Annotated in this window: 23 protein-coding genes and 4 pseudogenes; 16 read left to right on the top strand and 11 right to left on the bottom strand. The window is 58.9% G+C overall.

Annotated features, from left to right (window positions below; translation table 11 throughout):
* Nucleotides 1-31: 31 nt before the first annotated feature.
* Entirely contained in the window at nt 32-892 is an 861-nt protein-coding gene (locus IMW75_RS11625) for a MurR/RpiR family transcriptional regulator (RefSeq protein WP_177328568.1), read from the bottom strand.
* A 224-nt stretch (nt 893-1116) separates the two neighbouring features.
* Between IMW75_RS11625 and zwf the strand changes: the two genes are divergently transcribed.
* The 4 genes and pseudogenes from zwf to IMW75_RS26915 all read left to right on the top strand — a co-directional run.
* Nucleotides 1117-2586: a glucose-6-phosphate dehydrogenase gene (zwf, locus tag IMW75_RS11620; RefSeq protein ID WP_045060432.1), complete on the top strand. Its 1470-nt coding sequence runs from the start codon at nt 1117-1119 to the stop codon at nt 2584-2586.
* Nucleotides 2573-3286 (top strand): 6-phosphogluconolactonase, encoded by a 714-nt coding sequence (gene pgl, locus IMW75_RS11615; RefSeq protein WP_122840176.1) that lies wholly within the window; start codon nt 2573-2575, stop codon nt 3284-3286. Before zwf ends, pgl begins: the two co-directional genes overlap by 14 nt.
* Before the next feature lie 17 nt (nt 3287-3303).
* On the top strand, nt 3304-3969 hold the full coding sequence (locus tag IMW75_RS11610; RefSeq protein WP_205892680.1) for a bifunctional 4-hydroxy-2-oxoglutarate aldolase/2-dehydro-3-deoxy-phosphogluconate aldolase: 666 nt from the start codon (nt 3304-3306) through the stop codon (nt 3967-3969).
* A 130-nt stretch (nt 3970-4099) separates the two neighbouring features.
* Nucleotides 4100-4177, top strand: a pseudogene (locus IMW75_RS26915) (outer membrane lipoprotein carrier protein LolA); the annotation flags it as partial.
* A gap of 16 nt (nt 4178-4193) precedes the next feature.
* On the opposite strand, the pseudogene IMW75_RS11605 reads toward IMW75_RS26915, so the two are convergent.
* Together IMW75_RS11605 and IMW75_RS11600 are read right to left on the bottom strand one after the other, a co-directional pair.
* Nucleotides 4194-5375 (bottom strand): annotated as a pseudogene (locus IMW75_RS11605) (aminotransferase class V-fold PLP-dependent enzyme).
* 14 nt (nt 5376-5389) lie between these two features.
* On the bottom strand, nt 5390-5626 hold the full coding sequence (locus tag IMW75_RS11600; protein WP_205892695.1) for a DUF3820 family protein: 237 nt from the start codon (nt 5624-5626) through the stop codon (nt 5390-5392).
* Between the two features lie 204 nt (nt 5627-5830).
* On the opposite strand from IMW75_RS11600, the gene IMW75_RS11595 reads away from it, so the two are divergent.
* The gene (locus tag IMW75_RS11595; protein WP_045061535.1) at nt 5831-6298 is read left to right on the top strand and encodes a PA2169 family four-helix-bundle protein; all 468 of its coding nucleotides are present in this window, start codon (nt 5831-5833) and stop codon (nt 6296-6298) included.
* 80 nt (nt 6299-6378) lie between these two features.
* On the opposite strand, the gene IMW75_RS11590 is transcribed toward IMW75_RS11595, so the two are convergent.
* Nucleotides 6379-6849: a MaoC family dehydratase gene (locus IMW75_RS11590; RefSeq protein ID WP_045061536.1), complete on the bottom strand. Its 471-nt coding sequence runs from the start codon at nt 6847-6849 to the stop codon at nt 6379-6381.
* A gap of 41 nt (nt 6850-6890) precedes the next feature.
* Nucleotides 6891-7835, bottom strand: a complete 945-nt coding sequence (locus IMW75_RS11585) for an alpha/beta hydrolase (protein WP_205892679.1) — start codon at nt 7833-7835, stop codon at nt 6891-6893.
* Nucleotides 7836-8064: 229 nt separating this feature from the next.
* Here IMW75_RS11585 and fadD2 point away from each other — a divergent pair, with 229 nt between their 5' ends.
* From fadD2 to IMW75_RS11570, 3 genes are all read left to right on the top strand, one after another.
* Nucleotides 8065-9753 carry a long-chain-fatty-acid--CoA ligase gene (fadD2, locus tag IMW75_RS11580; RefSeq protein ID WP_205892678.1) on the top strand — a complete coding sequence of 563 codons (1689 nt, stop codon included), beginning with the start codon at nt 8065-8067 and terminating at the stop codon, nt 9751-9753.
* A gap of 336 nt (nt 9754-10089) precedes the next feature.
* Nucleotides 10090-11784 carry a long-chain fatty acid--CoA ligase gene (gene fadD1 / locus IMW75_RS11575; protein WP_205892677.1) on the top strand — a complete coding sequence of 565 codons (1695 nt, stop codon included), beginning with the start codon at nt 10090-10092 and terminating at the stop codon, nt 11782-11784.
* 228 nt (nt 11785-12012) lie between these two features.
* On the top strand, nt 12013-13026 hold the full coding sequence (locus tag IMW75_RS11570) for a pentapeptide repeat-containing protein (protein WP_205892676.1): 1014 nt from the start codon (nt 12013-12015) through the stop codon (nt 13024-13026).
* Nucleotides 13027-13168: 142 nt separating this feature from the next.
* On the opposite strand, the gene IMW75_RS11565 is transcribed toward IMW75_RS11570, so the two are convergent.
* Nucleotides 13169-13546, bottom strand: coding sequence for a hypothetical protein (locus IMW75_RS11565; protein WP_205892675.1), 378 nt, complete (start codon nt 13544-13546; stop codon nt 13169-13171).
* A gap of 201 nt (nt 13547-13747) precedes the next feature.
* On the opposite strand from IMW75_RS11565, the gene IMW75_RS11560 reads away from it, so the two are divergent.
* From IMW75_RS11560 to def, 3 genes are all read left to right on the top strand, one after another.
* Nucleotides 13748-13939 (top strand): CsbD family protein, encoded by a 192-nt coding sequence (locus IMW75_RS11560; protein WP_045061540.1) that lies wholly within the window; start codon nt 13748-13750, stop codon nt 13937-13939.
* 185 nt (nt 13940-14124) lie between these two features.
* Nucleotides 14125-15081, top strand: a complete 957-nt coding sequence (locus IMW75_RS11555; protein ID WP_045061541.1) for a YihY/virulence factor BrkB family protein — start codon at nt 14125-14127, stop codon at nt 15079-15081.
* Nucleotides 15078-15617: a peptide deformylase gene (gene def, locus IMW75_RS11550; protein WP_045061542.1), complete on the top strand. Its 540-nt coding sequence runs from the start codon at nt 15078-15080 to the stop codon at nt 15615-15617. Before IMW75_RS11555 ends, def begins: the two co-directional genes overlap by 4 nt.
* A 44-nt stretch (nt 15618-15661) precedes the next feature.
* Here the strand turns inward: def and IMW75_RS11545 are convergent, their stop codons facing one another.
* Nucleotides 15662-16072 (bottom strand): GNAT family N-acetyltransferase, encoded by a 411-nt coding sequence (locus tag IMW75_RS11545; RefSeq protein WP_045061543.1) that lies wholly within the window; start codon nt 16070-16072, stop codon nt 15662-15664.
* Between the two features lie 638 nt (nt 16073-16710).
* Between IMW75_RS11545 and IMW75_RS27365 the strand changes: the two are divergent.
* Together IMW75_RS27365 and IMW75_RS27360 are read left to right on the top strand one after the other, a co-directional pair.
* Nucleotides 16711-17487 (top strand): annotated as a pseudogene (locus tag IMW75_RS27365) (PAS domain-containing protein); the annotation flags it as partial.
* 84 nt (nt 17488-17571) lie between these two features.
* Complete coding sequence (locus IMW75_RS27360; RefSeq protein WP_412548485.1) at nt 17572-18030, top strand: methyl-accepting chemotaxis protein; 459 nt, start codon at nt 17572-17574, stop codon at nt 18028-18030.
* Between the two features lie 25 nt (nt 18031-18055).
* Here the strand turns inward: IMW75_RS27360 and IMW75_RS11535 are convergent.
* Together IMW75_RS11535 and IMW75_RS11530 are read right to left on the bottom strand one after the other, a co-directional pair.
* A pseudogene (locus tag IMW75_RS11535) lies at nt 18056-18687 on the bottom strand (glutathione S-transferase family protein).
* Nucleotides 18688-18749: 62 nt separating this feature from the next.
* A complete protein-coding gene (locus IMW75_RS11530; RefSeq protein ID WP_205892674.1) occupies nt 18750-19181 on the bottom strand; it encodes a PACE efflux transporter in 432 nt (143 codons plus the stop codon).
* Nucleotides 19182-19308: 127 nt separating this feature from the next.
* Here IMW75_RS11530 and IMW75_RS11525 point away from each other — a divergent pair, with 127 nt between their 5' ends.
* Nucleotides 19309-20184 carry a LysR family transcriptional regulator gene (locus tag IMW75_RS11525; protein ID WP_205892673.1) on the top strand — a complete coding sequence of 292 codons (876 nt, stop codon included), beginning with the start codon at nt 19309-19311 and terminating at the stop codon, nt 20182-20184.
* A 49-nt stretch (nt 20185-20233) separates the two neighbouring features.
* On the opposite strand, the gene gntR is transcribed toward IMW75_RS11525, so the two are convergent.
* The gene (gene gntR / locus IMW75_RS11520; protein WP_045061548.1) at nt 20234-21265 is read right to left on the bottom strand and encodes an HTH-type transcriptional regulator GntR; all 1032 of its coding nucleotides are present in this window, start codon (nt 21263-21265) and stop codon (nt 20234-20236) included.
* A 214-nt stretch (nt 21266-21479) separates the two neighbouring features.
* Between gntR and IMW75_RS11515 the strand changes: the two genes are divergently transcribed.
* Together IMW75_RS11515 and IMW75_RS11510 are read left to right on the top strand one after the other, a co-directional pair.
* Nucleotides 21480-22013 carry a gluconokinase gene (locus IMW75_RS11515; RefSeq protein WP_045061549.1) on the top strand — a complete coding sequence of 178 codons (534 nt, stop codon included), beginning with the start codon at nt 21480-21482 and terminating at the stop codon, nt 22011-22013.
* An 82-nt stretch (nt 22014-22095) separates the two neighbouring features.
* Entirely contained in the window at nt 22096-23448 is a 1353-nt protein-coding gene (locus tag IMW75_RS11510) for a GntP family permease (protein ID WP_045061550.1), read from the top strand.
* Between the two features lie 80 nt (nt 23449-23528).
* Here the strand turns inward: IMW75_RS11510 and alaC are convergent, their stop codons facing one another.
* Entirely contained in the window at nt 23529-24746 is a 1218-nt protein-coding gene (gene alaC, locus IMW75_RS11505) for an alanine transaminase (protein WP_045060723.1), read from the bottom strand.
* Between the last annotated feature and the right edge of the window lie 60 nt (nt 24747-24806).

Here is a 24806-nt window from a genome sequence, read left to right as displayed (position 1 = left end):
GAGGCCCGACCAGGCAACACCGATGTTGGGCTTAGTTAAACTCATCCCCCACCGGATACCGGCTCGCATTCAGGCTCTCTTTGATCTTGCGCAAATGCGGTTGGAAATCCACGCCCCGGCGCAGGGTCATGCCGGTTGCCAGTACATCCAGCACGGTCAGTTGAATGATCCGCGAGGTCATCGGCATGTAGATGTCGGTGTCTTCCGGCAGTGGAATATTCAGGCTCAGGGTGCTGGCCTTGGCCAGGGGCGAGCCCTCAGCGGTCAAGCCCAGCACCGAGGCGCCGTTTTCCCGGGCAATGCGCGCCACTTCCACCAGCTCGCGGGTGCGGCCGGTGTAGGAAATGATCACGAACAGTTCACCGGTATGTGCCACCGACGCAATCATGCGCTGCATCAGCACGTCGGCATGGGCGGTGACGGCCAGGTTGAAACGGAAGAACTTGTGCTGCGCATCCAGCGCGACCGGGGCTGAAGCGCCGAGGCCGAAGAAGTGGATCTGCCGGGCCTGGATCAACAGGTCGACAGCGCGGCTGATCAGGTTCGGGTCCAGGGCCTGCAGGGCGCTGTCCAGGGACGCGATGGCGCTGCCGAAAATCTTCTGGGTATAGGCTTCCGGATTATCGTCCGCCTCGACCGCACGGCTGACGTACGCGGCTCCGCTGGCCAGGCTCTGGGCCAGTTGCAGCTTGAGTTCCGGGTAGCCGCTGACACCGAACGAACGGCAGAAACGGTTGACCGTCGGCTCACTGACCTTCGAGGCCTGGGCGAGGGCGGCGATGCTGAAGCGGGTGGCCTGCTGTGGGTTGAGCAGGATCACCTCGGCGACTTTGCGTTCGGCCTTGTTCAGGTCTTCAAGGCGATTCTGGATCTGTTCCAGTAAATTTCGCACGCGGTCCATATATGTTCCTTGATTCACCTGTAAAAAGCCGCTCGGCTATGCGAATTGAGCCTTTGGTGAGGCCCGGGACGGTGGCCTATCCTACTGATGGCTCCGACTGACCACCACTCGCAATCCATATTTTGCGAAAATGTTGTGGTTATTACTACATTTTCTCTTGAGCGATGCCTTGAAAAAAGGTATTTGTAGCTTAACTTGATAAAAGAACCAACATCATGCCTTCGATTACGGTTGAACCGTGCACCTTTGCCTTGTTCGGCGCCCTTGGCGACCTGGCCCTGCGCAAGCTGTTTCCTGCTCTCTACCAGCTTGACGGTGCAGGCCTGCTGCACGAGGACACGCGCATCATCGCGCTGGCCCGTGAGCCGGGCAGCCAACAGGAGCACCTGGCGTTTATCGCCACGGAGCTGCGCCGCTACGTGGGCGCCAAGGAGCTGGACGAAGCCGTGGTCGAGCGTTTCCTCGCCCGCTTGAGTTACCTGCATGTCGATTTCCTCAAGGCCGATGATTACGTCGCCCTGGCGGAGCAAGCCGGTAGCGCCCAGCGAGTCATCGCCTATTTCGCCACCCCGGCCGCCGTCTACGGCGCCATCTGCGAAAACCTGGCGAAAGTCGGCCTGGCTGAAAATACCCGCGTGGTGCTGGAAAAACCGATCGGCTCGGACCTGGAATCCTCGCGCACGGTCAACGACGCGGTGGCCGAGTTTTTCCCGGAAAACCGCACCTATCGCATCGACCACTACCTGGGCAAGGAAACCGTCCAGAACCTGATCGCCCTGCGATTTGCCAACAGCCTGTTCGAAACCCAGTGGAACCAGAACTACATCTCCCACGTGGAAATTACCGTGGCCGAGAAAGTCGGGATCGAAGGCCGCTGGGGCTACTTCGACAAGGCCGGCCAGCTGCGCGACATGATCCAGAATCACCTGCTGCAGCTGCTGTGCCTGATCGCCATGGACCCGCCAGCCGACCTGTCCGCCGACAGTATTCGCGACGAGAAGGTCAAGGTGCTCAAGGCGCTGGCGCCGATCAGCCCGGAAGGCCTGACCACCCAAGTGGTGCGCGGCCAGTACATCGCCGGCTACAGCGAAGGCAAACCGGTGCCGGGCTATCTTGAAGAGCCGAATTCGAATACCCAGAGCGACACCGAAACCTTTGTCGCCCTACGCGCCGACATTCGCAACTGGCGCTGGGCCGGTGTGCCGTTTTACCTGCGTACCGGCAAGCGCATGCCGCAGAAGCTGTCGCAGATCGTCATCCATTTCAAGGAGCCGTCGCACTACATCTTCGCGCCGGAGCAGCGCCTGCAAATCAGCAACAAGCTGATTATCCGCCTGCAGCCGGACGAAGGCATTTCCTTGCGCGTGATGACCAAGGAGCAAGGCCTGGACAAGGGCATGCAGCTGCGCAGCGGTCCGTTGCAGCTGAATTTTTCCGATACCTGGCGTAGCGCACGCATTCCCGATGCCTACGAACGGTTGTTGCTGGAAGTAATGCGCGGCAATCAGAACCTGTTTGTCCGTAAAGATGAAATCGAAGCCGCGTGGAAGTGGTGTGACCAGTTGATCGCCGGGTGGAAAAAATCCGGTGATGCGCCCAAGCCGTACGCGGCCGGGTCCTGGGGCCCCATGAGCTCCATTGCACTGATCACGCGGGACGGGAGGTCGTGGTATGGCGATATCTGATTTGAAACTGCCTCAGGGCGTCAGCGCCCATGAGTACAAGAGCCCGGTGCTGTTGGCCGATGCCTTGGCACTGAATGTGGCCAAGCAGCTGAGTGACGCTATCGATGCTCGCGGCACCGCGACGCTGGTGGTGTCCGGTGGCCGTAGCCCGGTGGCCTTTTTCCAGAACCTGGCCAGGCAAAAGCTCGACTGGTCCAAGGTGGTTGTCACCCTGGCCGACGAGCGCTGGGTGCCGGTCGAGCATGCCGACAGCAATGCCGGGCTGCTCAAGCGCTACCTGCTGCAAGGCCCGGCGGCCAAGGCGCAATTCCTGAGCCTGTACAGCGCCACGGCGAACCTGGAGCTGGCCGCCGAGCAAGCCGATCGTCTGTTGGCAGAGTTGCCGCCGATCGACGTGCTGATACTCGGCATGGGCGATGACGGTCATACCGCGTCGCTGTTTCCCAACAGCCCGAACCTGGCTGAAGCGTTGGCAGCCGATGGCACTCGACGCTGCTACCCGATGCTGGCACCGACCGTGCCGCATCAGCGCCTGACCATGAGTCGTGCGCTGCTGGCCTCGGCCGAGACCACTGTTCTATCGATTTCCGGTCAGTCCAAGCTGACCACCCTGAGTGCCGCATTGGCCGGTGACGATGTCGGCGCCATGCCGATTCGCGCGTTTCTGCAACCTACGTTAGAGATTTACTGGTGCCCATGAGCCAAGGATCAGCCGCTATGAAAAACACTCCCCCGACCGTTTCCATGGCGGACAAAGTTGCCCTGATCGACAGCCTCTGCGCCAAGGCGCGGATTCTGCCGGTCATCACCATCGCTCGCGAGCAGGACGTCCTGCCCCTGGCCGATGCCCTTGCCGCCGGTGGCCTGACTGCCCTGGAAGTGACCTTGCGTTCGCAGTTCGGCCTCAAGGCCATCCAGATTCTGCGCGAGCAGCGCCCGGAACTGATGACCGGTGCCGGTACCGTGCTGGATCGAAGCATGCTGGCCGCGGCCGAGGCGGCCGGTTCGCAGTTCATCGTCACGCCAGGCATTACTCGTGACCTGCTGGAAGCCAGTGTCGACAGCCCGATTCCACTGTTGCCGGGGATCAGCAATGCTTCCGGGATCATGGAGGGTTATGGCCTGGGCTATCGCCGTTTCAAGCTGTTCCCGGCGGAAGTCAGCGGAGGCGTCGCGGCGATCAAAGCCCTGGGCGGCCCGTTCGGCGAAGTTAAATTCTGCCCGACTGGCGGCGTCAGCCCGGCCAACATCAAAAGCTACATGGCGTTGAAAAACGTGATGTGCGTGGGCGGCAGCTGGATGCTTGATCCGGAGTGGATCAGGAACGGCGACTGGGCCCGCATCCAGGAATGCACTGCCGAGGCGTTGGCGCTGCTGGACTGATTGGTTTTACCTGACACGTCGTTGTGTGTTCTACGGCTTTAACGGTGCGCTTGGTCGGTGCACCGTTTTTTTTGTCTGAAGAAAGCCCCACCGTGTACGCCATAACCCTGTAGGAGCGAGCTTGCTCGCGATGGTCGTTAACGATAACGCTGGAAACCTGACACCCCTTGGCGGTCTCAGGTTTTTCGCGAGCAGGCTCGCTCCTACAGGGGGGCGGTGTTGAATCAGCGCAACTGGTCCAGCGCCTTGATCAGCGCCGCGATATCCGCCGCTGTGGTCGTCAGCCCTGGTGTAATGCGGATACAGGGTCCGCTCGCCGCGCCGCTGCGTACAACGGTAAACAGGTTGAACTCATTCAACAGCCGGTCGACCATCACCTGTTGATCCGCATGCCGGGTAAACCGCATCGAGGTTATCGCGCAATACAACCGTGGGTCGTCCGGGGTCATCACCTCGATACCCGGCCAATCCCGCACCGCCCGGACCCACTCATTGCGCAGATAATTAAGCCGCGCGCCTTTGGCTGCGGAGCCGCCCATGGCCAGGTGTTCCTCGAACACCAGCGGCAGCGTCAGCAGCGCCGGGATATTGGGGGTGCTGTAGGGCGTGCGGGCGCGAATGTCGTTGAGCGGGAAATGCTGCTCGCCCATGTCCGGGTCAATATCCGCCAGGCGCTCCGGGGCGATGTACATGAAACCCAATGTCAGCGGCGCACCGATCCACTTGTGCAGGTTGTAACCGGCGAAAACAATGCCCAGCTCTGCGAGATTGAACTTCATCTGCCCCAGCGCATGGGCGCCGTCGAGAATCACATCGATGCCGTGTTCCCTCGCAGCCGCCGCAATGGCCTGCACCGGCATCACCAGCCCGGTGCGATGGGTGACGTGGGTCAATGCCATCAGCTAGAGCCGTGGGTAACGCTCGAAAGCCTCACGGTAACTGGCCAGCAGCGAGTCGAAAGAGGCGGGGTGCTGGTGATCAATCTCTATCACCTCCACACCGCGATAACGCGCCAGCCAGCGCATGGCACCTTTTACCGTGTCGTATTCGAGGTCGCAGATCAGCACCTGATCGCCCGGCTGCAGGCGGTTGTAATTGCGGATCAGCGATTGCAGGGCGTCGGTGGCGTTACGGGTCAGGGCAACGGCTTGCGCCCGCACGCCAATCAGCTCCGCCAGCTGCGCGCGAATCTCCAGGCTTTCGACCTGTTCGAAGCGCTGGCGCACATGAACCGAGTTGCTGCGGTTGATCAGCTCGATGTTGCGCTGGTATTCCTCGACCACCGTGCGCGACATTCGGCCGAAATAACCGTTTTCAAGATTGATCGGGCCAGGTTCCTTCGAGTAACGATCGGCAAACGTCAGCCAGAACAGCTCATCACGGGCGCGGCGGGTGTTATCGGGCATGGCTTACTCAGTCTTCAATGACGCGGGGCAGGTTTGCCGTGTTTGGCGCGCAGCGGTTCAAGCAGCTCCGACAGGCCGTTGTGGTCGATCTCCTGCATCAGGGCCAGCAGGCCGCCCAGTTCGCCGTGGGGAAAACCTTCCCGGGCAAACCAATTAGGGTACTGGCCGGGAAGGTCGGCAATGATGCGTCCTTTGTATTTTCCAAAGGGCATTTGGCGAGTAATCAGCAGTTCGAGCTTTTGCGGGTTCATCATTTGATCGTCTTGAGTCAGTCACATTTGAAAATACAGGCATTCTGCATGCAGGCCAAATGACAGATCATGCAAAAAAAGCGGATGCAGATTTCGCGATAAAACATAAATCATTGAAATATAACGAATTTATTTTCAGTGAAAAGCTGGCATGCAGGGTGCAATAGCTATTGCATCTTTCATCAACCCGCAAGGAATTGAAAAATGACCGACATGAATAAAGAAGCCATCTCTGTACTCAACGACCTGATCGAAGTTAGCAAAGACGGTCAGGAAGGGTTCAAGACCTGCGCCGAAGACATCAAGCACCCAGAACTCAAAACCCTGTTCGTGACCCGTTCCGCTGATTGCGCAACCGCCGCGGCAGAACTGCAGGCAGCCGTGCGTTCCATGGGTGGCGATCCGGAAACTTCCACCAGCGTCAGCGGCGATCTGCACCGCCGTTGGGTTGACGTGAAGGCCATGTTCACCGGCAAGGATGAAGAAGCCGTGTTGAACGAAGCCGAGCGCGGTGAAGACCATGCGCTGAAGGCTTACAAAGAAGCCATCGAAAAAATCAACAAGCACAATCTGGTGGGCATTCGTGACCTGGTTGAGCGTCAGTACCACGGCGTACAACGCAACCACGACCAGGTGAAAGCCCTGCGTAACCAGGCTCGCGCACGCTCGTAAGCGTTCGTAGCAGCCAAAAAAACGCCGGTTGATCCGGCGTTTTTTACGTCAAAAGATCGCAGCCTGCGATCTTTTGCTTTTCAACCGATGCTGATCGCCGGCAATGTGGTCAACGTCACGGTCTGCTGCTTGCGCGGCGCCAGAATCTCCGCTTCGCCATCCACTACCAGCTCATCACGCTGATTGAAAACGCGGGTCGCAATGCGCACGCGAAACTTCGGCAGTTTTTCGAGGATTTCAAGGCGCACGGTCAACGTGTCGCCAATCTTGACCGGCTTCTGGAAGCTCATCTGCTGGCCGATGTAGATAGTCCCGGGCCCGGGCAGTTCGCAGGCCACGGCTGCGCTGATCAAGGCGCCGCTGAACATGCCATGGGCGATACGCTCCTTGAACATGGTGCCTGCCGCATATTCGGCGTCCAGGTGCACCGGGTTGTGATCGCCGGACATCGCGGCGAACAACTGGATGTCGCGCTCTTCGACCGTTTTGCTGTAGCTGGCGGTCTGGCCGACTTCGAGGGCTTCATAAGGGGTGTTGGTAACCTGGGTCATCTGTTTCAATTCCTGTCACGAATAAATAAATCGCAAAAAAACTATTCCGACCGGGTGGGTCGGCGGTGGCTCAGCGCCTGCTCGATCCAGTTCAACAGATCGTTAATAACCTGATCGCGGTTGATCTCGTTGAAGAGTTCATGCCGGGCCTGGGGGTAAATAATCAGATGCAGATTCTGGCTGCCGGCCTTGCGCAGGGCATTGGCCAGACCTTTGAGACGCTTGCCTTCACTCACCGGATCACATTCGCCGCCAATCACCAGCAACGGCAGGCCCGGATCAATCTGCGCGAGATTGGACGCTTTGCTGATTTGCTGCAAGCCGCCCAGCAAATCGACCCACAGCTGATTGGTGCAGCGCATGCCGCAAAGCGGGTCGTTGATGTACTTGTCGACTTCGGCCGGGTCGCGGCTCAGCCAGTCAAAAGGCGTACGTACCGGCTTGAAATGCTTGTTGAACGAGCCGAACGACAACCACTCGATCAGCGCACTGCGGCCCTTGGGACCTTGGCGCAGCCGTTCGGCGCGGGCGATCTGCCGGGCGGCGCGATAAAGCGCCACGGGCTGGAAGTTCGAGCCGCTCAGCACAGCGCCGTGCAGGCTGGCGCTGTGGTGCAGCAGATAGGCCTGGGCGAGGTAGCTGCCCATGCTGTGGCCGATCAGCAGGATCGGCACCCCGGGATGCTGCTGACCGACGTGCTGATTGAGGCTCGCCAGGTCGCCGACGACCTTGCACCAGCCATCGTCGTCGGCGAAATGCCCCAAGGTGCCATTTTCGGCGGTTTTGCCATGTCCTCGCAGGTCGGGGGCATAGACACCGTAGCCCTGCTCGCAGAGTTTTTGCGCCAGGCCTTGGTAGCGGGCGCTGTGCTCCGCCATGCCGTGGGCCAGCAGCACGATGGCTTTCAGGGGAAGGGTGGGTAGCCACTGATTGACGAACAGGCGACTGCGGTCACTCGCGGTCAGCCAGAAAGTGTCGTGGATCATGGCGATTCCTTTGCGCTGGGTCGATGCATTGTATAGCGCATTCCAGGTGCGGCCGTGCGAACTGCCTTACACCACGGCAGGAAGATTCACACGATCAATGACGGTATCGGTCATGTTTGCCTGATTCGCCATAACTGCTAGTGTCCGTGAAGCTCCGCTTTTCGCGTCAGGTCTGACGAAACTGACAGAACAGCGGCCCGGATAGGTTCAGGTAAAGAGGACAAGAACAATGCAACCTGATTTCTGGAATGACAAACGCCCGGCCGGCGTACCCCTGAACATCGACCTTGGGGCCTACAAGTCGGTCATTGAGGTGTTCGAGCGTTCCTGCAAGAAATTCGCCGACCGCCCGGCCTTCAGCAACATGGGCGTGACCCTGACCTACGCCGAACTGGAACGCTACAGCGCCGCGTTTGCCGGTTACCTGCAAGCCCATACCGACCTGGTGCCAGGCGATCGCATCGCGGTACAGATGCCGAACGTCCTGCATTACCCGATCGCAGTGTTTGGCGCCTTGCGTGCCGGCCTGATTGTGGTCAATACCAACCCGTTGTACACCGCGCGGGAAATGCGCCATCAATTCAAGGATTCCGGTGCCCGGGCGCTGGTGTACCTGAACATGTTCGGGCAAAAGGTCCAGGAAGTGCTGCCGAACACCGACATCCAGTACTTGATCGAAGCCAAAATGGGCGACCTGATGCCGGCCGCGAAGGGCTGGCTGATCAATACCGTGGTCGACAAAGTGAAGAAAATGGTTCCGGCCTATTCACTGCCCCAGGCCATCTCCTTCAAGAGCGCGCTGCGCATGGGCAAGGGGCAGGGGATCAAGCCGTTGAACGCCGGTCTCGACGATGTCGCGGTGCTGCAGTACACCGGCGGCACCACTGGCCTGGCCAAGGGCGCGATGCTGACCCACGGCAACCTGGTGGCGAACATGCAACAGGCGCGGGCCTGCCTTGGTCAGTTCGGTACCGACGGCCAGCCGCTGCTGCGTGAAGGGCAGGAGGTGATGATTGCGCCGCTGCCGCTGTATCACATCTATGCCTTCACGGCGAACTGCATGTGCATGATGGTCACCGGCAACCATAACGTGCTGATCACTAATCCACGGGACATCAAGGGCTTTATCAAGGAACTGAAGAGCTGGCGTTTTTCCGCGTTGCTGGGTTTAAACACTTTGTTTGTCGCGTTGATGGATCATCCGGATTTCAAGAGCCTGGACTTCTCCAGCCTCAAGCTGACCAATTCCGGTGGCACTGCGTTGGTCAAGGCCACTGCCGAACGCTGGGAAAAACTCACCGGATGCCGCATCACCGAAGGCTACGGCCTGACCGAAACGTCACCGGTGGCGTGCACCAACCCCTACGGTGACAAGTCGCGCATCGGTACGGTGGGCCTGCCAGTACCGGGTACCACTTTGAAAATCATCAACGATGACGGTGTCGAGCAAGCCTTGGGCGAACGCGGCGAGCTGTGCATCAAGGGCCCGCAGATCATGAAAGGCTACTGGCAGAAGCCTGAGGCGACGGCCGAAGTACTGGATGCCGAGGGCTGGTTCAAGTCCGGCGATATTGCAGTGATCGACCCGGATGGTTTTGTGCGCATCGTCGATCGCAAGAAGGACATGATCATCGTCTCGGGTTTCAACGTGTACCCGAACGAGATCGAGGACGTGATGATGGCTCATCCGAAAGTCGCTAACTGCGCGGTGATCGGTGTACCTGACGAGCGCTCGGGGGAGGCGGTGAAATTGTTTGTAGTGGCGCGCGAATCCGGGGTCAGCCTTGAAGAGCTGAAGGCCTACTGCAAGGAAAACTTCACGGCTTACAAAGTACCCAAGCATATTGTGTTGCGCGAATCGTTGCCGATGACGCCGGTGGGCAAGATATTGCGGCGGGAGCTGCGCGATATTGCTTAGTGATCAGTAGAGTTGGATGACGCCAAAAGATCGCAGCCTTCGCCAGCTCCTACATGAGAATGCGTTCCTCTGTAGGAGCTGCCGAAGGCTGCGATCTTTTGCTTCCAGGCGACCTATAGAATTTTTGCTCTAAAACTGACTATAAGCTATTCAAGAGTCACCAGTGTGACTGTAGAGCCCGCTTTTGGCTCTGGTCGACCCTTGGCAAAGCTGCTACTCTCGGCGCGCTTTGGGACTTCCCGGCCTTTTAAAACGCCGTTTTGGCCCCTGACCAAACACCAATAATAATCGCATCAAATGCGGTGCTGAATTCGCGTTGCTGAGGAGTGGGCTTCCATGATCGAAGACTTTTGGAAGGATAAGTACCCTGCCGGGATTGCTGCCGACATCAATCCGGACGAGTACCCGAATATTCAGGCAGTACTGAAGCAGTCCTGCCAACGCTTCGCCAACAAGCCGGCGTTCAGCAACCTGGGCAAGACACTCACCTACGGTGAACTGTACGAACTGTCGGGCGCCTTTGCCGCTTATCTGCAACAGCATACCGACTTGCAGCCAGGCGATCGAATCGCCGTGCAATTGCCCAACGTGTTGCAGTACCCGGTGGCCGTCTTCGGTGCGATTCGCGCCGGGCTGATCGTGGTCAACACCAACCCGCTGTACACCGCGCGGGAAATGGAACATCAATTCAACGACTCCGGTGCCAAGGCCCTGGTCTGCCTGGCCAACATGGCCCATTTGGCGCAGACCGTGGTACCCAAGACCGGGGTCAGGCACGTCATCGTTACCGAAGTCGCCGACCTGCTGCCGCCGCTCAAGCGCCTGCTGATCAACAGCGTCATCAAGTACGTGAAGAAAATGGTCCCGGCCTATCACTTGCCCAAGGCGATCAAGTTCAACGACGTATTGAGCAAGGGCCACGGCCAGCCAGTCACCGAAGCCTGCCCGGCCAGCAGCGATGTGGCCGTGTTGCAATACACCGGTGGCACCACCGGCGTGGCCAAAGGCGCGATGCTGACCCATCGCAACCTGGTGGCGAACATGTTGCAGTGCAAGGCGCTGATGGGTTCCAACCTGAATGAAGGTTGCGAGATCCTGATCACGCCGCTGCCGCTGTACCATATCTATGCCTTTACCTTTCATTGCATGGCGATGATGTTGATCGGCAACCACAACATCCTCATCAGCAACCCGCGCGACCTGCCGGCGATGGTCAAGGAGTTGTCGAAGTGGAAGTTCAGCGGTTTTGTCGGCCTTAATACGCTCTTCGTTGCGCTGTGCAACAACGAAGGTTTCCGCAAGCTGGACTTCTCTGCGCTGAAAGTCACCCTGTCGGGCGGCATGGCCCTGCAACTGGCGGCCGCCGAGCGCTGGAAGGCGGTCACCGGTTGCTCCATCTGTGAAGGGTACGGCATGACTGAAACCAGTCCGGTGGCCACGGTGAATCCGATCCAGCACATCCAGATCGGCACCATCGGCATTCCGGTACCCTCGACCCTGTGCAAGATCATCGATGATGCCGGCGTGGAACAGCCACTGGGTGAAATCGGTGAACTGTGCGTGAAAGGGCCGCAGGTGATGAAGGGTTACTGGCAGCACCAGGACGCCACCGATGAAATCCTCGACAGCGAAGGCTGGCTGAAGACCGGTGACATCGCCCTGATCCAGCCGGATGGCTACATGCGTATTGTCGATCGCAAAAAAGACATGATCCTGGTGTCCGGCTTCAACGTGTATCCCAACGAGCTGGAAGACGTGCTGGCGACCCTGCCGGGCGTGTTGCAGTGCGCAGCGATTGGCGTGCCGGACGAGAAGTCGGGTGAAGCGATCAAGATCTTCATCGTCGTCAAACCGGGTGTGACGCTGACCAAGGAAACAGTGATGGAGCACATGCGTGCCAATGTCACCGGCTACAAGGTGCCGCGTTCCGTGGAGTTCCGCGATGCGCTGCCGACCACCAACGTCGGCAAGATCCTGCGGCGCGAACTGCGCGACGAGGAGTTGAAGAAGCTGGGCCTGAAGAAGGCCTGAATGGCAACTGGCGTCGCCTGCCGATCCGGGGACGCTGGCTGAGCATTGAACCGTCGAAAAATCCGCGACCCGAAACGGGCTGCGGATTTTTTTGCGCGCTATTCCGCCACGGGTCGCACTCCCGCAGGCAAGCATCAGCCCGTTGTGCGTTTTCTGAAAGTCTTGGGTATTGGGGCGTGATTTGATTGCGGGCTCTTGGCCAATGCCATCTTTCATGGAGTGATGCTTATGCCGCGGACACCCGAATACTGTTCGCCCGCCACGACCGGTCGCCCTTCGCCTTCGAGCTTACCCGTAGCCGGGAGCTCAGGTGCTGTTGTTCAGGAGCTGGTGTGTGCCAGCAACAAAGACCTCCCCCTTGCTGCGCCGAAAACAGTAATGGTTGATCAAGGCGAGCTTCGTTCATCACAGCTAAGCGCTAATGCAGGCAGCCTGTGCATTGGAGATCGCTCCGGGTTCGAGGGGCCTGTTCGGAAAAAGGGCCGTGTTCAGCACCCTGCGTTGATTTGTCCCGATTTCAACTTGCCCAATAGGGAGTTCTACGACGTCACCTTCAAAGGCAATACCTTCACAAGGGCAAACATGCCGAACCTGCAGCTCAAGGATGTCGTTTTTTCCGGTTCTGATTTCTCGGGCGCCAACTTGCTCGGGGGGAAATTCAAAGTTGTCGACTTGACGCACTGCGATTTTAGTTGGGCCAACCTAACCGACATTTCCTGTGATCGGGTGAACTTCCGCGGCTCAAATTTCAATAACGCGCAGATATCTTTTAGTCAAAAGTGTATCGAGGAGAGTTTGCGAGCGCCCACCACCTGGGACCTCAATTGTTTTTCCGAGAAGGGCATCGGAAATTTATTGATGTGTATCGACAGCATCAATGCCGTTTACAAGGAACAGAAAAACGCCTTGATGCGATCGGTGATCGACCATCTGCAAAGCGTGGATGACGTTGCGATGCAGCGCCACCGGGCGCGGCTGGAGAAGACGCTGTTCAATAATCCTCACTATGTCAAGGAGCCTGTTGTCGACCAGTTCGTTTATCGAATTTTAAGATTATGGCTGGAAAGTAAAAATCAGAACGCAATCGAACGTGGTGAACTCCATCCGGGCACTGAATATGGTGAACTCTCTCCGGGCACTGCGCGTTACGTGCGTCACCTGATCGACAGCCATCCATTTGGACGGCAGAAGTTGCAGCTCATGTACCGGCACGCGTTCGATAAATATCCGTGCTTGCGGTAAGCCCGGGCCCGGAGTCAGCCAGGCATTGATCAACCCGTTTGACATGGTGGATAACGCTCAAGGGGCTTGTCCATCGCCGGAGTAGCGGAGCGCCCGCTCGTAGGGAAAGTCGCGAGGGGCGCCCCATTTTGACGACCGACGGTTACTGTCGAAACGGCGCAAAATTGACGTTGGTGCCCGCCGGACGCATGTCCTGCAGGTACGAGTCTTTGTCGGCACTTAGTTCCAGGCTCAAGGCCGCCTTGCGCTTGCCCTCGTTGCGCACCACCAGCCCTTCGAGCTTTTCTCGCAGGAACACCGTGGGCACCTTCAGGTGCAGCAGTTCGTCGGTGTCCGGTGTGTGCATCAACAGGTGTACCCACTCGTACTGACCAATGGCCAGGCGAGCGACCGGAATATCGAACCACCAGATGTTGCGGTTGCGGTTCAATTCGGTGAAATGGCAGTTGTTGACGCCAAGCACAGCACCGCCGAGTTCCTGGTTTCTGCGGGCAATGGCCTGCTTTTTATCGAGTTTCATAACATTCCTACGGGGTTGGATCTTCAGCGCCATGGCCTGAATACGTTGCGCATTCTCGGGTGTTGGCGGGCAAACATAAAGCCCAACCTGCCCGGATCGATGAAATCTTCTGCGCAAAATAAATGAAACTCCCGGCAAATCCCTCCGGTCAATCTTTCTGTAAGCACTTTTTTTCGTTCAATTGTTCACAGGAGAGACACCATGAGCAGCACTGGCGATAAAGTAAAAGGCGTCGCTAACGAAGCAGTCGGTAACGTCAAACAAGGCGTAGGCAAGGCGACCGGCAACGACAAAATGCGTGCCGAAGGCGTAGTGCAGGAAAAGAAAGGCGAAGCTCAGCAAGCAGTGGGCAAAGCCAAAGACGCGGTAAAGAAAGGCGTCGACAAGGCCTGATCTGGCCTGTGAGGCTATTATGAACGGCCATCTGCGGATGGCCGTTTTTCTTTCAGCTGGAACTTGAACACAGAATTTGTTTCAAAGTGGCCGAACAAGGCTATTTTGATGCAGGCTACATTGATAGCAACGGCCCCTGAGTCGCCCCGACTTGAACCCGATTTTTGCGGCGAAAGGAGACGCTAATGATTTTCCCGGACATGAAAGGTCTGCCCATCCACCGCGTGATGGTGCGCACGGTCACCGAATTCATCGATGACGAGATGTCGACCTATGCGTCGGCGCTGGCCTATCAGATGTTGTTCTCGCTATTCCCCTTCATTCTGTTCCTGATCGCCCTGATCGGTTTTTTGCACCTGCCGGACTTCTTCTCCTGGTTGCGCCTGCAGTCGGAGCTGGTGTTGCCGCCCCAGGCCGTGGAGCAGGTGAACCCGGTGATCGACCAGCTGCAGCAATCCAAGGGCGGTTTGCTCTCGGTAGGTATCGTGATCGCGCTGTGGACCGCATCTGCCGGCGTACGCCTGTTGATGAGTGCGATGAACGCTGCCTATGACGTGGTCGAAGGACGTCCGGCGTGGAAACGTCTCCCGCTGTCGATTTTCTACACCATCGGCATTGCCGGCATGCTGCTGATCGCGGCGGCGCTGATGGTGCTCGGGCCGCAGGTGATGGGCTGGATCGCCGCGCAGGTGGGCATGGAATATTTCATCGTGACCCTGTGGACCATCGCCCGCTGGCCTGTGGTCGTGATCCTGCTGATGGTGGCGGTGGCGCTGATCTATTACGTGATGCCTGACGTCAAACAGGAGTTCCGTTTCATCACCCCAGGCTCGGTACTGGCGGTGGTGGTGTGGATCCTCGCGTCCGTGGGTTTTGGCTTGTACGTGAAGGAGTTCGCCAACTACAACGCCATGTATGGCAGTATCGGCGCGATCATCGTGTTGCTCCTGTATTTCTACATTTCTGCTGCCGTGTTGTTGCTGGGGGCGGAGATGAATGCGGTGATCGAACACATGTCCAGCGAAGGCAAGGACCCGGGCGAGAAAGTCCCCGGTGAGCTCGCCGAAGAGCCTAAACAACATGTTTCCGGACTGGGTCGGGATCACTCGATCAAGCCATCCACTGACGAAGTCATCAAATGATCCGTGAAATCCTGAAAATGGGCGATGAGCGACTGCTGCGCATCGCCCCGCCGGTGCCTGTCGAAATGTACGACTCGCCGGAGTTGTGGCAGTTGATCGACGATATGTTCCAGACCATGGAGAGCGTTGGTGGGGTCGGCCTGGCCGCTCCGCAAATCGGCGTTGACCTGCAACTGGTGATCTTCGGGTTCGAGCACAGTGAACGTTACCCGGATGCCGAGGCCGTGCCGCAGACCATCTTGATCAACCCGCTGATCACGCCGCTGAGCCCGGTGATGGAGGAGGGGTTCGAAGGCTGCCTGTCGGTCCCGGGCCTGCGCGGTGCGGTAAATCGGTATCGGGAAATCCGCTACGAAGGTTTTGATCCCAAAGGCCAACCCATTGTGCGTTTTGCGTCGGACTTCCATGCCCGGGTGGTGCAGCATGAGTGCGATCACCTGATCGGACGACTGTACCCGTCGCGCATCACCGATTTCAGCAAGTTCGGCTTTACTGAAGTGATGTTCCCGGACCTCGACCCGAACGCTGACGACTGACCAGAATTACCCTCAATGCAATAGGGGCCTGCCACAGGGGCGGGTTACAGGCCTGCCCCCATCGCAATCATCGGCTTGCTGCGCGCATAACGACTCAACCGTTCAGCCATCGCATACGGCAGCACCGGGTCGAAGCTGAACCCGCGACGCTCATAGAAGCCGCGCAAGTCCGGATGACAGAACAACCACACCGGCCCCTGCAGCCCCTTGATGGCCTCGGCAATCAACGCGCCCGCGATCCCCTGTTCACGACAACCTGGGTCAACAAACAGTCCGGTCAACCAATGCCCGTCCGCCACCGGCCGCAAACACAATGCACCGATGATTTCTTCACGCCTTGCGATCCATAGCTGGGCGTCGCGCACGGCTTTCATCGACGATTGATGGCTGCGATAAAACTTGTTCATCAGCGGCCACAATGGCTCGGCGAGCAGGGTGTACTGGGTGTCGGGCATGGGTTCGGTCTGTCGGTGCGCAAAGCCTTTGATTATAAAAGAACGCGCGCGCGGCGATAGGTGTATACCTGATCTCACATCCCGTATGAGTGGAGTACGTATCATGGCCAAAGGCATGGATTCAAAGAAAGCAGCGAAGAAAAAACCGGCGAAAACCGCTGATGAAAAGCGCGCGGACAAGAAGGCCAAGAAGGTGGACGTGTTCGGCCATTGATCCCGCAAAAAGGGAGCCCGGTCCTCGGGCTCCTGCTGCACGGCTGTGCAGCGTCAGCATCGCGTCCCCCGCGATGTTCGTAAGGTTCGCCCACTGAAAAAAGTTCAATTTTTGCTGCGTAATGGTCGACTAGTGGCCTTGCGTACGGTTATTGCCTGTCTATGCTGACTCGTAACAAGGAGTGGTATGCGAAAGGGAGTTACTCATGAAACTGTCAGGTTTGGCTCGATTCCGGGCTATCAAGAGAAGGATGTCTTGATAAGAGCGTCGCACCATGGACCCTCCGATTGAACATCATTTATCACCTGAGCGAACCCTCCATGCTATGGGGGGGGCGTATGCCATGTTCCATGGAGCATTGTGGTGGATACGTAGAAAGGCCGAACTTTCTTCAATCAAAAGACCGTGCTTAGGGTGATACGACATGTTTAACCTACATCACAAGGCTGACCTGCTGGAAATCGAGCGCTTCAGTGGCGCGTTGACCGAAGCCAACGGCAAGCTGGCCGCGGTCAGCCGGTCGATGGCAATCATCGAGTTCACCCCTGATGGCATCGTCATCGATGCCAACGAGAATTTCTGCAGCACCATGGGTTACAGCGCCGAGGAAGTGCGCGGCAAGCACCATCGGATTTTTTGTGAGGAGGCGTTTTACCGCAGCGAGGAATACGCGAAGTTGTGGCGGGACCTGGCGCGGGGCGAACCGCTCAGTGGCACGTTTCAGCGCCTGGACAGGAACGGCCGGGAGGTCTGGCTGGAGGCCAGCTACATGCCGGTATACGGGGCTGATCGGCAGGTGCAAAGCGTGATGAAAGTCGCGGCGGACATCACCGCCCGGATCAATCGGGAGCACGAAAACGACAGCCTGCTCGCCGCTATCGGGCGCTCCATGGCCGTCATCGAATTCAAGCCGGACGGTACCGTTATCACGGCCAACGATAACTTCCTCAAAACCATGCATTACTCGCTGAACGAAGTCGTGGGCCAGCACCACAGCCTTTTTTGCCATCGAGCTGAGAGCGAGTCGCAGGCCTACAAAGCGTTCTGGGCCTCGCTTAATCGCGGTGAATATCACTCGCACCGTTTCGAGCGCAAAGACAAGCACGGTCATACGGTGTTCCTGGAAGCGTCCTATAACCCGCTGTTCGATGCCAAGGGGCGCCTGTACAAAGTCGTCAAGTTCGCCAGTGACATCACGACTCAGGTCACCACCCTGCAGACCGCTGCCGAATCGGCCCACAGCACTTCGGTACAAAACGACGCCTGCGCCCAGAAAGGCTCCCAGGTGGTGCAGCAGACCGTGCAGATCATCCAGGACATTTCCCGCGACCTGAACGAGGCGGCACTGAGCATTGATGCCGTGAGCAAGCAGTCCGAAATCATCGGCACCATTGTCCAGACCATTCGCGGCATTGCGGATCAGACCAATCTGCTGGCACTCAACGCCGCCATCGAAGCGGCCCGGGCGGGGGAGCACGGCCGTGGTTTTGCGGTAGTGGCCGACGAAGTCCGCAGCCTGGCAGCGAGGACCAGCCAGGCGACGCTGGAGATTGTCGAAGTGGTACGCAAGAACCATGACCTGTCGCTGAGCGCGGTGACGAGCATGCAGTCGAGCCTGAGCCGCACCGGGCTTGGGGTTGAACTGGCGAACGAAGCGGGGGAGGTGATCCTGGAAATCCAGCAGGGCTCGCGGCATGTGGTGGATGCGATCAGTCAGTTCAACTCGACGTTACAGTTGAACTGATCGCCGCGATTGCACTCACCCAACTTCACGGCAAGCCATTGCAGCCATGCCTGAGAAACCCCGGACGTTGCGCCAGCCGTTGAAAATACTCATCGACGGCGGGCAGGTCGGGGCGATCCATGGGGGTCATCAGCCAGCGGTTGATCGACAGGCCGATGACGATGTCGGCCACGGTAAAGTGCGGCCCGGGACATAGGCACCGGTGGCCTTGAGCTGTTGCTCGAGTATGGCCATTTTCTGGTTCCAGCCGCGCACCCCGCTGGCGATCAGGTGCGGGTCAAGGAACTCCGGATCCCGACGCACCAGCCCGGTGAACGCATAACTCCAGGAACGATTGAGTTCGGTGGCCTGCCAGTCCATCCATTGCTCGACGCGGGCCCGGGCTGCCGGTTCGCCAGGCAGCAGTTCGGTGTGATGGTGCTTGCCGGCGAGGTAGCGACAGATGGTGTTGGATTCCCACAACACACCGGCCTCGTCGATGATCACCGGCACCTGGGCGTTGGGGTTGAGCTTGATGAATTCGGGGCTGTGGGTTGATGCGAAGCCGCTGCCCCAGTCCTCACGTTCGTAGGAAACGCCCAGTTCGTCGCAGGTCCACAGGACTTTTCTGACGTTGATCGAGGACGCTTTACCAAGAATCTTCAGTGCATGTTCCATCGAGCTACTCCTTTAGCGTTTAGCCGCTTCGGGAATCTGACAGGGTAATGTCCGACTGGCAATCAGGCCGGGTCCGGTAGTGCAGAAGCGGGCAAACCGAAGGTGCGATCAAACAACCAGTTGAACGCGAACGTGTAGCAGGGGATGAAGATGATCAGCGCCAGGTCCAGCAGGAAGGCTTGTACCAGGCTGATGTTCATCCACCAGGCGATCAACGGGATCAGAAACACTATCAAGGTTAGTTGAAATCCCACTGCATGGGCGATGCGCCGTTTCACGGTGCGGATACGCGACACCTGACGGCTTTCCCAGCGCTCGAACAGCGAGGTGTAGATGAAATTCCAGGTCACGGCGATGGTGGTAATGATCACCGCCAGGGGGCCGGTGCTGCCGGGCGATGTGCCCGACAACAGCGCCAGGCCAAGTGCCGAGAATGTCATGCCGATGATTTCATACAGCGACACATAGACCAGCTTTCGTTTGAGACCTTGCATGGATACAACCTCTTGCGACGAAAAAAACGCCAGGTTTGTTGAAACGACTGGCGGAGGCGGCGCAAGATAGCTTCAATGGGGATGACAGAAAAAGTCAGAAGCTTTCAGTTTCATTGACAGGTTAAACATGAGTTTCAACAGCGATAGCATCGAACTGTTTCTTGCCGTGATTGAGCGCGGGTCGTTTTCTGCTGCCGCTCGATCCTTGGGCCGTGTGCCATCGGCGGTCAGCATGGGGATCGCCAACCTGGAGGCTGAGCTCGGTTACCTGCTGTTCGATCGCAGTCATCGCGAACCGGTGCCAACCGCCATGGCCGCTGCGCTGGTGCCCCATGCACGGTTGATCGCCGAGCAGCTCAAGCAGTTGCAGGTGCACGCCATCGAGCTGTCGTTGGGGCTGGAAAGCAAGTTGTCGATTGCAGTGGTGGCCGACCTCGACAAGCACGCGGTGCTGGCCGCGATCAAGATCATCGCCCAGCGTTTTCCGTTACTGGACATTGAACTGCTCACCGCTGCGCAAGATGACGTGCTGGCGATGCTGCACAGCGGCAGGGTCAGTGTGTGCCTGGCGTTCGCCGGGCTGAGCATGAACGTGCTCGAGCGATTCCAGTTTGTCGGTTCGGAACGAATGATTGCCACACTCTCGGCGGATTATCCGCTGGTACCGGGGCAGGATCTGTTTCTGGAAGACCTGGTGCACCTGCGCCAGATCATCGTTGCCAGCCGTGACCTGCCGATCAGTGACACCCGGCCGCTGTTGGGCGAGTCCCATTGGCGCACCGATACCCTGGCGATGGCGCTGGACATGGTTGAAGCCGGGTTGGGTTGGGGTAATTTTCCGCAGTCGGTGGTGCAGCCATTACTCGACGCCGGCCGGCTCCAGCGCCTGAATTTCCGCAATATCGAGAATGGCCTGGTGCTGCCAGTGCATGCGGTGTGGCTCAAGAGCCAGCCGCTGCAGAAGGGCGCGTTGGCGTTTGTGGAGCTGATGGCCAACCAATGACACCGGCCTCCTTCCGCAGGGGCGCGCGTTTCTTCAGAACCGTCGCAAGTTACGTACTCTCGCGCACCTTCAACTCAAACCCCATGTCCAGCACTGGCCTGGCCACGGTATTGCCGGCCAGCAAGGTCAGCATCAACTCCGCCGAACGCCGGCCGATGGCCTCGCGCGGCGTACTGATGCTGCTCAGGCGCGGCACCATGTGCGCTGAGGCCGGCAGGTCGTTGAAGCCCAGGATTGCCACCTGTTCCGGGACCTTGATCCCGAACCGCATGGCTTCGAGCAACGCACCCTGGGCCAGGTCGTCGTTGCCAAAGAAGATGGCATCGACGTCTGGATGACTGGCCAGCAACTGCATGAACAACTCGCCGCCCAGGCCAACGGAGGAAGGGCGCGGCGTCAGGATCTCCAGATCGGGATCGTACAGCCCGGCCTGTTGCAGCGCCTTGCGAAAACCTTCGCCGCGCAACAGGGTGCGCTGGTCCAGCTGGGCGCCGATGTAGGCCAGGCGCTTGCGGCCGCGGGAGAGCAAATGTTGCGCCGCTGTTTCACCGGCGGCCAGCTGCGAAAAGCCCACGCAGTTGACGCCCGCAGCGCTGTCGAGCTCCATCATGTACACACACGGGATGTTGCTGGCCTCGATCATGCGTCGCGAGCTTTCAGTGCGGTCAAAACCGGTCAGCAGCAAGCCCCGTGGCTGATAGGCCATGTAATTGCGCAGCAGGTTTTCTTCTTCGTCACGCGAGTAGTGGAAGTTGCCGATCAGCACCTCGAAGCCTTTGGGGCGTAAAACCTGATGAATGGCTTCCAGGGTCTCGATGAACAGCAGGTTGGACAGCGACGGCACCAGCACCACCACGGAATGGCCCTGTGCAGAGGCGAGGGCACGGGCGGCGGGGTTGACCACGTAGTTGAGTTCCAGCGCCGCCTTCTGCACCTTCTCCACCAGGTCGGCGGCCACGGTGCTGACCCCGCGCAGGGCACGGGATGCGGTAATCGGACTGACACCGGCCAGGCGCGCCACTTCGTTGAGGGTAGGGCGGCCAGTGGTGCGCGTATTCTTATCGTTTTTAGGGGAGATCATCGGACGGCTTGCCAAACAAAATTCGAGGCACTAAGGTAGCGCTGTCCCGAAGCAGCTGCAAATGCGTAAGCGAGTTTTGCCTGAACCTCGCTTCTCGGCGTTGGGTACGAAATGTTGCAACCCACAAAAATGACAAGAAGGCGTCGGCAACTTCTGCTTTTGAACCAGTGTCAAAGCTGGCAAAGGTAGCGCTGTCTGCGTGCTGAGGTGTTACATGAATCATCCCATCACCGCCCTGGTCATCATGGGCGTTGCCGGTTGCGGCAAAACCTGCGTCAGCGAAGCGCTGTGCCAGCTCAGCGGCGCAACGGCCATCGAAGGCGACACTTTCCATCCTGCTGCCAACATCGAAAAGATGAGCGCGGGCATCCCCCTCAATGATCAGGACCGTGCCGGCTGGCTCGACAGCCTGTGCGATGAACTGCGCCGGGTCGACGCCCAGGGCCAACGCCCGGTATTGACCTGCTCGGCCCTCAAGCACAGCTATCGCGAAGTATTGCGCAGTGCGCTGCCAGGCCTGGGTTTTGTGTTTCTCGAATTGACCCCTGAAGTGGCCGCCGAGCGTGTGTCGCACCGCCCGGGGCATTTCATGCCGTCGACCCTGATCGACAGCCAGTTCGCCACGCTCGAGTCGCCCAAGGGCGAACCGCTGACCCTGGCGCTGGATGCATCCAGCCATAGCGTCGACGAGTTGGCCGTTCAAGCACACCGCTGGTGGCTGGAACATGGCCTGAAACCCGGCGTATGAGTTTTGTGCGAAAAGATAGCGCTGTCCTGATGGCTTGCGAATTACCCGCTTTAATAACAACAACAACCAGGAGACACCCCTAATGTTTGGCATGTCCCACGAGACGTTCCTGCTGCTTGATGCAGTGGTCACGGTGATCGGGCTTATCGTCCTGATCACCAAGTTCAAATTCCACCCGTTCATCGCCCTGATCATTGCCGCAGCATTCCTCGGCCTGACCTCGGGCATGCCGATCGGCACCATCATCAAGGCATTCCAGGACGGCTTCGGCGGGGTGCTGGGTTTTGTCGGGATCATCCTGGCGCTGGGCACCATGCTCGGCAAAATGATGGCCGAATCCGGCGGGGCGGACCAGATCGCCCAGACCCTGATTCGCGCATTCGGCAAGGACAAGGTGCAGTGGGCGATGATGTTCGCCGCCTTCCTGGTCGGCATCCCGCTGTTCTTTGAAATCGGCTTCGTGCTGCTGATCCCGCTGGTGTTCATCGTCGCGCGGCGCACCGGTGTATCGATCATCAAGATCGGTATCCCGCTGCTGGCCGGCCTGTCAGCCGTGCACGGCCTGGTGCCACCGCACCCCGGCCCGTTGCTGGCGATCGGTGTGTTCGGTGCCGACATCGGCAAAACCATCCTGTACGGGCTGATCGTGGCGCTGCCAACTGCCATCATTGCCGGGCCGATCTACGGCACCTTTATTGCCAAGTACATTCCCGGTCATCCCAATCAGGAGCTGGTGGATCAGCTGGCGCGCGAGCCGGACGCCAAAGAACTGCCAAGTTTCAGCATTACCCTGATCACCGTGCTGCTGCCGGTGTTCCTGATGCTGCTCAAGACCTTCGCCGATGTCGTGCTGCCTGAAGGTAACTTCTTCCGCTCGTTCATGGACCTGATCGGTCACCCGATCTCGGCGCTGCTGCTGGCGTTGCTGCTGTCGCTGTACACCTTCGGCCACCGCCAGGGCATCGGTTCCAACCAGATTCTCAAATTGCTCGATGCCAGCCTCGCGCCGACGGCCGCGATCATTCTGATCATTGGTGCAGGTGGTGGCTTCAAGCAGATGCTGGTGACCAGCGGCGTGGGTGACGTGATCGGCCACATGGCGGTCAACGCGCAGATCTCGCCGATTCTGCTGGCCTGGCTGGTGGCTGCGGTGATCCGAATCGCGACAGGCTCGGCCACCGTGGCGACCATCACCGGTGCAGGCATCGTGGTGCCGGTGGTGGGCATGATCCCGGGCGTGAACCGTGAGCTGCTGGTGCTGGCCACCGGCGCCGGTTCGCTGATCCTGTCCCACGTCAACGACGCCGGTTTCTGGCTGGTGAAGCAGTACTTCAACATGACTGTGGCAGAAACCTTCAAGACCTGGACCGCGATGGAGACCATCCTGTCCGTGGTGGCGTTGGGCTTTATCCTACTGTTGTCGATGTTCGTGTAAGCGCTGTTTGAGGCACAAAAAAACCGCAGCAATGCGGTTTTTTTGTGGGCAGGGGGTGGGGTCGGGGGGCGGGTCAGGCGTCAGCCGCTGGTTTTGCTGGCCAGCCCATCGGCGCGGAACATCCCGCGAATGCCGCGCACGGCCTGGCGGATCCGGTCCAGGTTTTCGATCAGGGCGAAGCGCACGTGATCATCGCCGTATTCACCGAACCCCACGCCCGGCGAGACGCAGACCTTGGCCTCGGCGAGCAACTTCTTGGCGAACTCCAGCGAACCCAGGTGCGCATACGCCTCTGGAATCTTGGCCCAGACGTACATCGCCGCTTTCGGATTTTCCACCATCCAGCCCAATTCATGCAGGCCTTTGACCAGCACGTTACGCCGCTGCCGGTATTGCTCGGCGATGTCCTTGACGCACTGCTGATCCCCCTCAAGCGCGGCGATGGCCGCTACTTGCAGCGGGGTGAAGGTCCCGTAGTCGTGGTAGCTCTTGATCCGCGCCAGGGCGTTGACCAGCTCCGGATTACCGACCATGAAACCGATGCGCCAGCCGGCCATGTTGTAGCTTTTGGACAGGGTGAAAAACTCCACCGCAATGTCCTTGGCGCCCGGCACCTGCATGATCGAGGGGGCTTTCCAGCCGTCGTAGACGATGTCGGCGTAAGCCAGGTCGTGTACCACCAGCACGTCGTACTGTTTGGCGAGGGCGATCACCCGCTCGAAGAAATCCAGTTCCACGCACTGGGCGGTGGGGTTGGATGGAAAACCCAGGATCATCATCTTCGGCTTTGGAATCGAGCCGCGAATGGCCCGCTCCAGTTCGGCGAAAAAATCCACACCCGGAATCAGCGGCACCGAGCGCACCTGGGCGCCGGCAATCACGGCACCGTAGATGTGAATCGGGTAGCTGGGGTTCGGCACCAGCACGGTGTCGCCCTGATCCAGCGTGGCCAGCATCAGGTGCGCCAGGCCTTCCTTGGAGCCGATGGTGACAATGGCTTCGGTTTCCGGGTCGATGTCGACCTGATAGCGATCCTTGTACCAATTGGAAATCGCCCGGCGCAGGCGTGGAATGCCCTTGGACGTGGAATAACCGTGGGTGTCTTCGCGTTGGGCAACGGTGACCAGTTTCTCGACAATGTGCGGCGGTGTCGGCCCGTCGGGGTTGCCCATGCTCAAGTCGATAATGTCTTCGCCACGACGCCGGGCGGCCATTTTCAGCTCGGCGGTGATGTTGAAAACATAGGGGGGGAGTCGATCTATGCGCGCAAAGCGGCGCGGCGAACCTTGTTCGGCCATTGTTGCCTCGGATAACGTAAGCGCCCGGAACCGTCCGAGCGACGTTGGCCACTGCGGTGG

The sequence above is a fragment of the Pseudomonas gregormendelii genome (genome assembly GCF_017114825.1).
Lineage (GTDB): Bacteria > Pseudomonadota > Gammaproteobacteria > Pseudomonadales > Pseudomonadaceae > Aquipseudomonas > Aquipseudomonas gregormendelii.
This window is presented reverse-complemented; position numbering and strand designations above follow the sequence as displayed.

Bases quoted from the DNA above. Each gene is read 5' to 3' on its own strand.
- zwf (WP_045060432.1), top strand. From the start codon at position 1,117: ATGCCTTCGATTACGGTTGAACCGTGCACCTTTGCCTTGTTCGGCGCC.
- pgl (WP_122840176.1), top strand. From the start codon at position 2,573: ATGGCGATATCTGATTTGAAACTGCCTCAGGGCGTCAGCGCCCATGAG.
- IMW75_RS11610 (WP_205892680.1), top strand. From the start codon at position 3,304: ATGAAAAACACTCCCCCGACCGTTTCCATGGCGGACAAAGTTGCCCTG.
- IMW75_RS11600 (WP_205892695.1), bottom strand. From the start codon at position 5,626: ATGAACCCGCAAAAGCTCGAACTGCTGATTACTCGCCAAATGCCCTTT.
- IMW75_RS11595 (WP_045061535.1), top strand. From the start codon at position 5,831: ATGACCGACATGAATAAAGAAGCCATCTCTGTACTCAACGACCTGATC.
- IMW75_RS11590 (WP_045061536.1), bottom strand. From the start codon at position 6,849: ATGACCCAGGTTACCAACACCCCTTATGAAGCCCTCGAAGTCGGCCAG.
- IMW75_RS11585 (WP_205892679.1), bottom strand. From the start codon at position 7,835: ATGATCCACGACACTTTCTGGCTGACCGCGAGTGACCGCAGTCGCCTG.
- fadD2 (WP_205892678.1), top strand. From the start codon at position 8,065: ATGCAACCTGATTTCTGGAATGACAAACGCCCGGCCGGCGTACCCCTG.
- fadD1 (WP_205892677.1), top strand. From the start codon at position 10,090: ATGATCGAAGACTTTTGGAAGGATAAGTACCCTGCCGGGATTGCTGCC.
- IMW75_RS11570 (WP_205892676.1), top strand. From the start codon at position 12,013: ATGCCGCGGACACCCGAATACTGTTCGCCCGCCACGACCGGTCGCCCT.
- IMW75_RS11565 (WP_205892675.1), bottom strand. From the start codon at position 13,546: ATGAAACTCGATAAAAAGCAGGCCATTGCCCGCAGAAACCAGGAACTC.
- IMW75_RS11560 (WP_045061540.1), top strand. From the start codon at position 13,748: ATGAGCAGCACTGGCGATAAAGTAAAAGGCGTCGCTAACGAAGCAGTC.
- IMW75_RS11555 (WP_045061541.1), top strand. From the start codon at position 14,125: ATGATTTTCCCGGACATGAAAGGTCTGCCCATCCACCGCGTGATGGTG.
- def (WP_045061542.1), top strand. From the start codon at position 15,078: ATGATCCGTGAAATCCTGAAAATGGGCGATGAGCGACTGCTGCGCATC.
- IMW75_RS11545 (WP_045061543.1), bottom strand. From the start codon at position 16,072: ATGCCCGACACCCAGTACACCCTGCTCGCCGAGCCATTGTGGCCGCTG.
- IMW75_RS11530 (WP_205892674.1), bottom strand. From the start codon at position 19,181: ATGCAAGGTCTCAAACGAAAGCTGGTCTATGTGTCGCTGTATGAAATC.
- IMW75_RS11525 (WP_205892673.1), top strand. From the start codon at position 19,309: ATGAGTTTCAACAGCGATAGCATCGAACTGTTTCTTGCCGTGATTGAG.
- gntR (WP_045061548.1), bottom strand. From the start codon at position 21,265: ATGATCTCCCCTAAAAACGATAAGAATACGCGCACCACTGGCCGCCCT.
- IMW75_RS11515 (WP_045061549.1), top strand. From the start codon at position 21,480: ATGAATCATCCCATCACCGCCCTGGTCATCATGGGCGTTGCCGGTTGC.
- IMW75_RS11510 (WP_045061550.1), top strand. From the start codon at position 22,096: ATGTTTGGCATGTCCCACGAGACGTTCCTGCTGCTTGATGCAGTGGTC.
- alaC (WP_045060723.1), bottom strand. From the start codon at position 24,746: ATGGCCGAACAAGGTTCGCCGCGCCGCTTTGCGCGCATAGATCGACTC.